Below are 12,125 nucleotides of genomic sequence, written 5' to 3'. Positions count from 1 at the left end.
AAAATCGTTGAAACTTTATCGAAAGTAATGTCAATAAGATCATTGTTTAATCAAAGAATAATTAAATGCAAAATAAAGGTACAGAACGGAGAATAGACAATGGCTACAACAATTGAAGTGAACAAACAGAGTGTCAAACAGTTGTTAGAGACAGGTAAAGTTAATAAATTTATTATACCTGAGTATCAACGTCCATATGCTTGGTCTGAGGAACAAATTCAAACGCTCTTTGATGATTTAGTAGAGTATACGGAAAATGATAATGAAAGCACTTATTTTTTGGGAACAATTGTTTCTTACGAAAATGAGAACAATGAACAGGAAATAATAGATGGTCAACAGCGAATCACTTCTTTGTTTCTATTGCTTAGAGCGCTTTACTCAAAGCTCAATTCAATGACAGAAACAAAAGAAGTGAAGAATTTTAAGGGACAGATTGAATCGGCACTTTGGGAACAGGATGAATTAACTGCTGAGGTTGATTACGAAAAAACTCTTATTGAATCTAGAGTAATGGGGGATGAAGGGAACAAAACTTTCGCCAACATTCTTATAAGTGGCGCTATTGAAGAAGGTGCCAAAGATAACTATTCGTTAAATTACAAATTATTTACAGAACTAATAGAGAATTATGCTTCGAATGAGCCAGAGTTGTTTTTCTGGTTCATCCGAAATGTATTAAACAAAGCGATCTTATTACCAATTACCGCAGATTCACAAGATACGGCTTTAACAATTTTCTCAACATTGAATGATAGAGGACTAGCTTTATCTGATGCAGATATTTTTAAAGCAAAGATCTATAATAACTTGGATGCTGAAGGGAAAGCAGTTTTTATTGAACAGTGGCAACAACTAGATTACGAAGCTACAAATGCAAATGAAAGTATCCAAAAGTTATTTTATTATTATATGTTTTATTTGAGAGCGTTAGAAAACGATAGAAATACAACGACACCAGGGATAAGGAAATACTACTCAAGGAATAATTTTGAGCAGTTATATAAAAAGGACGTGATGAACAACCTGAATTCGCTGCTTAACTTATGGCTTGTAGTTAATAACCGTGTGGAAATCGAGGATGAAGACTGGTCGAAAAATATAGAAATTAAAAAAGTACTCGATGGGTTATCTTCGTATCCAAATGAATTTTGGAAGTATCCAGTAGTAATTTACTATCTTAAATATCATGGTTCACAAGATTTTGAAGAACATTTCTTGAAATTTCTCAAGAAACTACTCGCAGTTTTGGCGGCTCGGTATATAGTTACGCCAACTATAAATGCTGTTAAGCGAGGGATCTTGAATTTAAACTCTGAAATTATTAAATCGCCTACGCCAACATTTGATTTCGCTATAGTAGATGAACAGGAATTAAAAGGGAAGCTTAAGACGGCTCACCGTAATACTGTTCGTATGTTATTGAAAATTCTTGCTTATCAAAGCCAAACGGAACTCCTTCCAGAAAAGTGGGAAATAGAGCATATTCTTCCTCAGAAATGGCAATCAAGTTATTTTCCAAGCAATTCCGATGAAGAAGTAAAAGAGTTAGTGGAACATATAGGGAATAAGATTCCGTTTGAGAAAAAGTTGAACATTATTGCAAGTAATGGCTACTTTAAAAAGAAACAAGAAAGTTACAAGAAATCAAAAGTCCAGATATTACTTGACCTTGCTGAGCAACATAATGATTGGGGGCTAAATGAAATTCGAGAAAGAGATATTCGGATTTCTGACGAGTTGCTAAACTTACTAAATGATTGGGGGTTAAATCAACCTGACTTTCCAGTTCAACTAGTACAATCACCAGTTCCAACCGCTGAAGAATTAAAGATGATTGAAGAGTTAAAGAGAAAAGGTTTAATTTAGGAAAATAAGTTGATTTAACCTAATTGTAATACAAAAATAAATGCAAATGATACGAGTGTGATAGGAGATAAAACATTACTAGTGCGAACTACCAAGAATTTTTTAGTTAGATGCAGAATGCTACGGGTAATTATAAATTAGGGATAGAGTTGCTAAAGAAGTAATATTAATAAAAAAAGTATGGGGATAGGGCTGCAAAAAAGCACTTCCTCTTTTTTTAATCTTTACTCCCCAACAAGTTAATGAGGGAATTGGTTTTAAAAGAAAAATGAAATTTTTCATAGTGCTGAACCTCAATTAGACATGTCAAGGTAAAACTTATCATAAATAGGTAATGAATTATATTCCACAAACGGGCCTGTTTGTGGAAAATCATAAGCCTAATTGCTCGCTAACAATACGGAGTTTTTCACATTACCACATGATAAAGTAGTTTTAGGAAAATCTGGAGAAGATTATATTAAGTTTAAGCATCCTTTGCAAAGAGGAAGTGGCGTTACTCCTAGGAGTTGGTTGCAAGAAGTTGAATATTGCTTTAATGAGTATTTTACGAATAATGTAAATTAATGAGGACTACTGTGTTCCTTTCTAAGATAAATTTAATACGTATGGTTGCACATTGTTAGTTATTATACGTACATAATAGAATAGTCATAAAAAAAAGAACCCACCTACCCTCTAAGTGAGTGAGTTACTTTTTCTTACACGTATTTAATTAGCTGCTGCATTACTGAGGATAACTGAGAATGATGCTGGTTTTCAAGCGCGGACACCTTTTATATCATAAACCACATTAATTTCAATTTCGACAGAAACTACATCTTTTCAAAGGCTTCAATCGTCAGTTTCTCGTTTCCACCCGCAGTTCCTTAATCACGTAAGAATAGCACTTATAAGTGGTTTTTATATTGCTGTGCCCCAGGCGTTCACTAACATAATTAATGTCAACTTTCTTATATAATATGACACTTGCATGAATGTGCCTTAATCCATGCATCGTTATTTGATTAATACCAAGTTCTTTTAAAGTTTTTTGTAAGAACTTGTTGGCATTGGTGTTGCTGATTACTCTGTATTTGGACTCTGGGCTCTAAAAGACCAATCCATACAGATTAGATATTACTGTCTCAAAAAGTTTTCTAAATGCGTTTATTCCTTTCTATTTAAGAAAAGCTACCAAAGAGGCATTACTTAAATAATATAAACAAGCATACCCACATTTATTCAAACAGTCTGGGAGAGCACGCCGATAAGGCTGCTTTCCCTTTTTAATTCTCAAAACATAGCTGTACAAGAATCCTATGCCTGACAGAAAATTGCTATTGTTGTTAAAGTAAGTGAGCTATTTAAACCTGAAAGAATTAGGCGGAATATCTAGTCCACTTTGCTATTTTGCCTATCGCAGTGGAAAACTGATATTAATAATTAAAGAGTAAGTGCAAACATATAAAGTTATTTAAGAGTCTGAAATTAAGTTTAACGAAATACTCAAAAAAATAAATCTTTGAAAAAGACAATTAGTCTTTATAAAAGAATCAAAATCTCACTTTGCATTTCGATAAATAGAAGAATAAAATATAAATAGAGTAAGAGTAGAGTAAGACATGAGATGTTTTCTATTTTGAGGTGATATTTTTGAAGATCAAACTTTTTTACAAAACACAGAGAGAGCTTGCTGCTTCTTTAAACTTAGTAATTGATTCTTATTGGGAAAACGAAATTAACGAAGATGTTCTCATCAGGTCTATTTCCGATATTTGCATAAACAATCCAAATAAATTGTTAAAGGATGGTTCTTTTACTACAGTATTAAGGCAACAATGTGGAAAGAGAAGGCTTGAAATAGTTGAACGAATTTTAAAAAGTGTTGATTGTATCGAGAATTGACACTTGTTGTGGAAGGATTTGGAGGCATGACTAAAGAATTGGATTATAGTGCAACACTCACTGGGGCTTCTTTTTTATTGTACGAATTAAAGAAAGTGCTGAAGCTCAAAAGACAAGGGCTGTTAGATAGTGAAATAAAGAAGAAGGTTATCGAGGAGAATGTCTTCGAATATAAATTCACTTCCAGTCTTAAACGCATTGTACCATCTGTCATTAGAAGGGCTAATGCTTTAGATAATCAACTGCAGGAGTGGGTATTAAGTAGTCCATTAGAAGAGGGTAAGGTTATAAACTTGTATGCCATTATGAAGACAGATAGGCTTTTCTTTGAATTTATGAACGAAGTAATTAGAGAGAAGCTGGACGCAAATAATTATCTGCTTGAAAAGAAAGATTTGAACGTATTCTTTATTTCTAAAGCGGAGCAAGATGACAAAATGGCAAAATGGACTGAACTTACAATAAATAAATTAAAACAGGTTTATATGAAATTACTGTATGAGGCTGGCTTGTTAAAGGATAAAAAAACAGGTGAGCTAAATAGGTTGTTATTTGATGAGAATTTAAAACGTCACCTTGTCTATATTGGTGATACGGCTTATTTGAAAGCAATGGGTGAGTGAAAGGATTAGAAATATGGCGAATATTAATCGTAGATTGGACAAGATTATCCCAAAAATCAAAGAGGATAAGTTTATACAAGGCCGAGGACTTGGGAATGAGATCAGTTTTTATATCTTCGATTACGAACCGAATGAGGAATTAGTGGTTCGTGATTACGTGAAGCATATCAAGAAGGAATTCAATTATGAACGCTCTGGCCGCAAGATTATCGAATTTGATTTATATAAAATGTTGCTTGAAATTGCACAAGAGAAACGAATTTTTGATCGTGTATTTCAAGTGGAAGAAAAGCAGGGGAAGGATGCTTTATTTAAAGCAATGACAACCTTTGCTAAACCCGATGTCTTTTTGAAAAAAATAAAAGAACAAATAGACGATAATAATGTTGTGTTTATTACAGGTGTGGGCAAGGTGTATCCATTTGTTCGATCACACACGATTCTAAATAATCTACAAGAAGTGATTGATAAAATTCCAGTTATTATGTTCTTCCCTGGAAGATATGACGGTCAGTCACTTCAATTATTTAATAAGTTTAAGGATGATAATTATTACAGAGCATTTCCATTAGTTGATTAGAGAAAAAGAGGGGGAAAACAGTATGATCATTAAGGACATGTTTCAGAAAGATATTGAGAGGGACATACGAGGAGTTATTAAAGTTGCTCAGACAGATGAAGACAATATTTATCAGGAGCTTGATGAATATGTTGTTACAAGGGAGCTAAATAAGCACTTATCTAAGTTTTATGAGACTTATCAAAAAGGGATAGATGGCGTAACTGATAAAATGGGTGTCTGGATTTCAGGCTTCTTTGGTAGCGGTAAATCGCACTTCTTAAAAATACTTGCTTACCTGCTTGAAAATAAGAAGGTAAAAAATAAAAAGGCAATTGAATTTTTCCAAGATAAACTACAAGATCCATTAATACTGGCAAACATGAATCGTACGGCTGATGTGGAAACAGAGGTTATTCTTTTCAATATTGATTCTAAAGCCTCAATGGACAGTAAGTCTAAAGAGGATGCCATTCTGCGTGTTTTCATGAAAGTCTTCTATGAACATCGGGGATACTTTGGAGATATTCCTGGCGTAGCGGAAATGGAAAAATATTTAGATCAAAAAGGTGTCTACGAGCAATTTAAAGACGAGTTTAAGGCACTTTCTGGCGAAGAGTGGGTTGAGCGACGAAACACGTTCTATTTTGACGCTGACTTTGTAATCGGAGCCTTAACAGAGGTTACGGATATGTCTGAGGAGTCTGCTCGAAATTGGTTCGAACATGGAGTAAATAATTTTGAAATCAGTATAGAGAAGTTTGCCAAAGATGTTAAGGAATATATCGATCTAAAGGGCAAAAACTTTCATCTTGTCTTTTTGGTGGATGAAATTGGGCAGTTCATTGGCGATAGCCGTAGTCTTATGCTTAACCTCCAAACTGTTGCTGAGGACTTAGGAACCCATTGCCAAGGTCGTGTTTGGATCATGGTAACTTCCCAGGAGAGCATAGATAGTATCGTGAAGGTAAAGGGAGATGATTTCTCCCGCATTCAAGGTCGTTTTGATACAAGATTATCACTTTCCTCTATTTCCGTTGATGAAGTAATCAAAAAACGTATCCTTCTAAAGAAAGATTTTGCTAATGATAAGCTCAGATTAATTTATCCAGAAAAAAGTGCAATATTGAAGAACTTGATTAGTTTCAAAGAAAGTACGGCAGATTTAAGAGGATTCGAAAATGAAAGGGAATTTTCTGATGTTTACCCGTTTATTCCATATCAATTTAAACTTTTGCAAAATGTTTTTGAACAAGTAAGACGACATGGTTCATCTGGTAAGCATTTATCAGAAGGTGAACGTTCCATGTTATCTGCATTTAAAGAGGCGGGACTACGCTATAAGGATGCAGAAGAAGGAATTTTAATTCCATTCTATGCTTTTTACGATACAATCAAGGAATTCCTTAACCCTTCCATTTCAAGAGTGATTGAGGGTGCATATGAAAACCCTGCTCTAAAAGATGACGAATTTAATATGAACTTATTGAAAGTGCTGTTCATGATTAAATACATTAAAGAGCTTCCCGCAAATATCGAAAATATTGCTACGCTCATGGTAACAAGTATTGAAGAAGATAAATTGGAACTGAAAGAAAAAATCAAAGTGTCCCTAAGAAAGCTCATTTCTCAAACCCTTGTTCAAAAGAATGGGGACTACTTTATCTTCCTTACGGATGACGAACAGGATATCAACCGAGAAATAAAAGCGATCAATATTGATGAAGATTTAATTAAAAGAGAACTTGCAAATTATATCTTCCAAGATCTTTATGATGAAAAGAAGTATCGCTATTCCAATGTTTATTCATTTTCCTATAATCAGAAAATGGATGAAAAGAATTACGGAAACCAAACAGCAAGTATAGGAATCAATATTCTTTCGCCATTATCTGATCACTATGGAAAATCTGAGCAAGAATTAATGATGATGTCCTCTGGAAACGGTGAACTAATCATTAAACTCGGTGGAAATGAATCTTATACCGAGGAAATGGAAGAAGTTATAAAAATTGAAGAGTACCGAAAGAAAAAGAATATTACACAGCTTCCAGAAAGCATTCAAAACATACTGAATAATAAGCAAGCAGAGATACGTGAAAGAAGACGAAGAGTCCGTGAATTATTAGAGGATGCGATTAAAGGTGGAAGGTTCTTTATTAATGGTGATGATGCAAAAATTAAAGGCTCAACAGTAAAAGAGAAAATCAATACTGGCATGCAATCCCTGGTTGACAATGTATATACAAAACTGGGCTATGTTAAGGATTTCTTAGATAGTGAGAGGGAGCTTATCTCTGTTTTAAGTAGCAAAGACGAGCAATTGACTTTTGGTACTGATATAAAACAAAATCCGAATGAATCAGCAATTAAAGAAATCTTTGATTTTATTACTATGCAGGATTCCATTCAAAAGCAAGTCCGAGTGAAAATTCTATTAGACCGCTTTAATGATAAACCTTATGGATGGAGACTCCTTGATATACAGTATCTAATTGCCGAATTATTAAAAGAACAAAGAATTCGTCTCCGTTATAATTCTGAGTATCTGGAGCCAGAGGAAAGTGCAAGGATAATCGTTACGGTTTTAACAAAAACATCAGAATCTGATAAGGGGATTATCCTTAAACGAGTTAAAGTAGATGAAGCCTTAATAAGAATAGCTAAGAAGGTTTGTAAAGAAGTCTTTAATAAAACAGACTTGCCAGATGATGAAGACGGGTTGGTAAAGGAAATTCGTTCTCTTATTGAAAAACAAGTTACTGAAATAAATGCATTTAAGGTTCGTTACGAAGGTAGAAAATACCCTGGTCTGAGCCTTCTTGATAAAGGGTTGGAGTATTTTGGTGAATTCCATAAAGGATTAGACAATGCTTCATTTTTTGCCAAAATGAAAGATCTACAAAAAGATCTTAGTTATTGGGAAGAAGACATGACTTATGTAAAGAGCTTCTTTGAAACTGATCAGAAGGATATCTTTGATAAAGGACTTTTAGCTATCAGCAAACATGAAGAAAATAAAGCATATCTCATGGGTGATGACGCTAATAAATTCGCAAATCAATTAAAAGATGTTTTAATTGATCCTGTTCCATATGGAAAAATCAAGCTGATTCCAGAAATTATTAAGAAAATTGATGAACAAATTGAAAATGTCCTTTCAGAGAAAAGGAAAAATGCTAAGGAAAAAATCAAGGTTGACTATGACTACCTTTCTCTCAAAGCAAAACAATATGGTGTTTCCAATGAAACGAAGGAAAGCATTGAGCGTTATTACGATGAATTATTAAACCAGGTTGAAGCATTTGCTGATATTTATAAGGTAGACGCAACTATTTCCCAAAGTGCAAGTTTCAAGGAGACATATGAACGGACAATCAATCATGAAATTCAGGAGTGGCAGAGGAAAAAAGAGGAAGAGCAAACCCCTGTTGTTATTGAAGGTAGAGATGGTGGAAGTACCGTTGCCACTATTCAAAAGGAGAAGGTAAAAGCCTCGGAGCTTCTTGTGGTGAGGAATCTTCGTTCGGAAGAGGATGTAGACACGTATATTAACACTCTCTCTAATAAACTAAAGCAAATCATTAAATCAAATAAAGAAATAGAATTTATTGATTAAAGCAGGAGATGTCGGAATGAATAAATCAGCATTGAAAACCTTTGCGACAAGTGCCAGAAATGAGCTATTGAAAAAAGTTGAAGCAAAGGCAATGAAAATTGGAATTACGGAAGACAACATAAAAAAAGCAGATATTGAAAGCTCGGATGCCATCTTTATAGATGGCAAACAGCTTTCAAAAGAAGAAAAAATGCAAAGAGACAAACTGATCGCTCGTATTAATCAAATTGGCTTTAAACAGGTAATGGAGGAAGTTGCATATACTTGGTTTAACCGATTTACGGCACTACGTTTTATGGAAGTTAATGATTTTCTTCCAACAGGTGTAAGAGTGTTATCATCTTCTAATCCTAATAGTGCCGATCCAGATATGTTAAATGAGGCATTTGATTTGGACTTAGAGATTGAACTTGATAAAGAGTATATATATAACTTGAAATTAAATAATGAAACGGAAGAATTGTTCAAGTATTTAATTATAAAACATTGTAATGAGATGAATCGGTACCTACCCTTTATGTTTGAAAAAATTGATGATTATACCGAGATCCTTTTTCCTGAAGGGTTGTTGGCGAAAGAGTCCTTTATTCGCCAGATGACTGATACAGAGTTTATTTCGAATGCCGACTGGGAAGAAGTTGAAATTATTGGATGGTTATATCAATATTACAATACAGAATTAAATGCACTTGTTTACGATGGGAATATGGCAAGAAGCAAAATTCCAAAAGAACTCTTACCGGCGGCAACACAATTATTTACCCCAGATTGGGCAGTAAAATATATGGTTGAAAATTCGCTTGGACGTTTATGGTTAGAGGGACACTCTAACCAAACCTTACAGGATGGATGGAAATATTATCTTGAAAATGAAAATAATAATGATTCAAATGGAATAAAGTTAACAATAAATCCAGAAGAAATAAAGGTTTTTGATCCATGTATGGGAAGTGGACATATTCTTGTTTATGCATTTGATGTTCTTATGGATATTTATAAATCCTGCGGTTATATTCCACGAGATGCCGCAAAGCTAATTTTACAAAAAAACCTCTATGGCCTTGAAATTGAAGATCGTGCATACCAATTGGCCTGTTTTTCAGTAGTCATGAAAGCTAGAAAATATAATAGGCGTATATTAGATGAAAAGGTAGATCTGAATCTATGCTCAATTATAGAGAGTAATGAGATAAGTAGCAAGGACATAAAGGATACAATTAATCTTGAAGATAAAGATATAGAAACAGCTAATTATTTAATTTCAATTTTCAAAAATGCAAAAGAATATGGTTCTATTATTAATGTTGAAAACAAGGATTATAGTTCATTTCTTAGGTTCCTAACAGAAACTACAAATCAAGAGGTCAGAGATTTATTTCAAGTCCAATTTTTGGCTGAGATAAATGAAATAATGCCAAAACTAATAAAACAAGCACAAATTATGACTCAAAAATATGAGATAGTTATTACTAACCCACCTTATTTAGGAAGTTCAAGGATGAGTCCTTTATTAAATAATTATGTGAAGGAGAATTATCCGATAACAAAGGCAGATTTATCAATGGTAATGTACCAAAAAGTTATAGATAGTTTTTCTAAATTAGGTGGTTATATTTCATTTATCACTACTAATTCTTGGATGTTTTTAAGTAGTTTTGAACAACTAAGAAAAATGGTATTAAATAAATTAAAAATATGTTCTTTAGTTGATTTTGGTACAGAGTTATTTGATGGTAAAGTAGGACATAATCAAATTGTTTCTTGGGTTAATAAGAACGATAAACCAAATAGTAACGATAAGAAATTGATCGCTATTAGATTGATTGAATTTAATTACAGTAAAAGGAATCAAAAAGAAAGTGAATTCTTTAATAAAAATAATAAATATTATGTTAGCCAAAAAACTTTTTTCAATATTCCAGGATATCCAATTGCCTATTGGGTTAGTAAAAACTTAAGGGACTCATTTATTAAATTTCCCGGTTTATCAGAACACTTCATACCTAAGTTTGGTATGTCCGTAGGTGATGGCCAAAAATTTATCCGAAATTGGTATGAAGTGTCTATAAATGATATTCAATTTAATGCAACTTCCACTGAAGAGTATATGGAAAATAATCCCAAATGGAATGTACTTGATAAAGGTGGCGCTTTTAGACGGTGGTATGGAAATAGAAATCATATTGTACTTTGGGAAAATAACGGTGAGGAGATAAAAGCAAACCCAAAAGCTGCAGTAAGAAGTCCACAATATTTTTTCAAACCGCATTTATCTTGGACTTTAGTTACCTCGAATAAATTTTCTGTAAGATATTTTGAAAAAGGTTTTATTTTAGATACAGCATCTAATTGTATTTACTTTAATGGAAACCAGATTGATTTTTATGTATTGGGATTAATGAATTCTAATTTATGTCAGGAAATTTTGGATATTATTAATCCAACACTTAATTATAGTTGTGGGGTTATTGGAGTAATACCCTATAACGTTTGTAATGAAAAAAAAGAAGAAGTAATTTCTATCGTCAAAGAGAATATTGAAATTTCTAAAATTGATTGGGACTCAACTGAAATTTCATGGGATTTTAAGAAGTCACCTTTACTACAAGTAAAAGGATATCCAAAATTAATTAAAGAGACTTACAATAAAAGAAGAAAGTTTACTGAAGAACAATTCAATAAATTGTGGAAAAATGAAGAAGAATTAAATAGTATTTTCTTGGAAATTTATAATCTGCAAGGAGAAATCTCTCCAAAAGTAAAAAAAGAAGAAATTACGATAAGTATTGCAGATAAAGGTAAAGATATTAAAAATTTTATTTCTTATTTTATTGGTTGTTTATTTGGTCGCTATTCCCTAGATGAAGAAGGTCTAATCTTCGCTGGTGGGTTATTTAATCCAGACAGATACAATATTTTCAATCCCGATAAAGATAATATTATTCCGATATTAACAGGAGCTTATTTTGAAGACGATATTGTTTCAAGATTTATTGAGTTTGTAAATGTGACATTCGGAGAAGAAAATCTAATAGAAAACCTTGATTATATAGCTAATACGCTTGGGAAGAAAAAAGGGGAAACAGCAAAAGAAACAATTAGACGCTATTTCTTAAATGACTTCTATAAGGATCATGTACAAACATATAAAAAACGACCGATATATTGGTTATTTACTTCTGGAAAAGAAAAGGCGTTTAACTGCATAATTTATATGCATCGTTATGATAAGACCACTTTATCCAGGATACGTACCGACTATCTACATGAATATCAAATACGTCTTGATGCTGAAAAGAAGGACTTATTAAGCATTATTGAGGGTGATTATACACCTAAAGAAATAAGCAGTGCAAAAAAGGAATTAAAGTTATTAGATAAGAAGATCGAAGAATTAAAAGAGTACGATGAATTAGTACATCATATGGCAGATATGCAAATTGAGATCGATTTAAATTATGGCGTAGAGGTTAATTATGAGAGTTTTAAGGGCCTTGTAGCAAAAATATAGGCAGTCATGAGGATATACCGGTGATGACTGGTGTATCCTTGTTTTATGGAGTGTCTG

General features: G+C 33.0%; 7 protein-coding genes. 6 read left to right on the top strand and 1 reads right to left on the bottom strand.

Annotated features, from left to right (window positions below; translation table 11 throughout):
* The first annotated feature begins 99 nt into the window (after positions 1-99).
* Positions 100-1,869, top strand: a complete 1,770-nt coding sequence (locus tag G8761_RS08620) for a DUF262 domain-containing protein (RefSeq protein WP_166025637.1) — start codon at positions 100-102, stop codon at positions 1,867-1,869.
* 841 nt (positions 1,870-2,710) lie between these two features.
* Here the strand turns inward: G8761_RS08620 and G8761_RS27075 are convergent.
* Positions 2,711-2,881 carry a tyrosine-type recombinase/integrase gene (locus G8761_RS27075; protein WP_420800241.1) on the bottom strand — a complete coding sequence of 57 codons (171 nt, stop codon included), beginning with the start codon at positions 2,879-2,881 and terminating at the stop codon, positions 2,711-2,713.
* A 614-nt stretch (positions 2,882-3,495) separates the two neighbouring features.
* On the opposite strand from G8761_RS27075, the gene G8761_RS08610 reads away from it, so the two are divergent.
* From G8761_RS08610 to pglX, 5 genes are read left to right on the top strand one after another with little or no spacing between them, the layout of a single operon-like run.
* Positions 3,496-3,756: a TIGR04540 family protein gene (locus G8761_RS08610; protein ID WP_338000928.1), complete on the top strand. Its 261-nt coding sequence runs from the start codon at positions 3,496-3,498 to the stop codon at positions 3,754-3,756.
* 26 nt (positions 3,757-3,782) lie between these two features.
* Positions 3,783-4,379 carry a DUF1819 family protein gene (locus G8761_RS08605; protein ID WP_166025633.1) on the top strand — a complete coding sequence of 199 codons (597 nt, stop codon included), beginning with the start codon at positions 3,783-3,785 and terminating at the stop codon, positions 4,377-4,379.
* A gap of 13 nt (positions 4,380-4,392) precedes the next feature.
* On the top strand, positions 4,393-4,959 hold the full coding sequence (locus G8761_RS08600) for a DUF1788 domain-containing protein (RefSeq protein WP_166025631.1): 567 nt from the start codon (positions 4,393-4,395) through the stop codon (positions 4,957-4,959).
* Between the two features lie 22 nt (positions 4,960-4,981).
* Positions 4,982-8,557 (top strand): BREX system P-loop protein BrxC, encoded by a 3,576-nt coding sequence (brxC, locus tag G8761_RS08595; RefSeq protein ID WP_166025629.1) that lies wholly within the window; start codon positions 4,982-4,984, stop codon positions 8,555-8,557.
* A 16-nt stretch (positions 8,558-8,573) separates the two neighbouring features.
* Positions 8,574-12,068, top strand: a complete 3,495-nt coding sequence (gene pglX, locus G8761_RS08590) for a BREX-1 system adenine-specific DNA-methyltransferase PglX (RefSeq protein WP_166025627.1) — start codon at positions 8,574-8,576, stop codon at positions 12,066-12,068.
* The last annotated feature ends 57 nt before the right edge of the window (positions 12,069-12,125 follow it).

The organism is Neobacillus terrae, assembly GCF_011393025.1.
Taxonomy (GTDB): domain Bacteria; phylum Bacillota; class Bacilli; order Bacillales; family Cytobacillaceae; genus Neobacillus_A; species Neobacillus_A terrae.
This window is presented reverse-complemented; position numbering and strand designations above follow the sequence as displayed.

Excerpts from the sequence above, each read along its gene's own strand:
- G8761_RS08600 (WP_166025631.1), top strand. The coding sequence starts at position 4,393 with ATGGCGAATATTAATCGTAGATTGGACAAGATTATCCCAAAAATCAAA.
- G8761_RS08620 (WP_166025637.1), top strand. The coding sequence starts at position 100 with ATGGCTACAACAATTGAAGTGAACAAACAGAGTGTCAAACAGTTGTTA.
- G8761_RS08605 (WP_166025633.1), top strand. The coding sequence starts at position 3,783 with ATGACTAAAGAATTGGATTATAGTGCAACACTCACTGGGGCTTCTTTT.
- brxC (WP_166025629.1), top strand. The coding sequence starts at position 4,982 with ATGATCATTAAGGACATGTTTCAGAAAGATATTGAGAGGGACATACGA.
- pglX (WP_166025627.1), top strand. The coding sequence starts at position 8,574 with ATGAATAAATCAGCATTGAAAACCTTTGCGACAAGTGCCAGAAATGAG.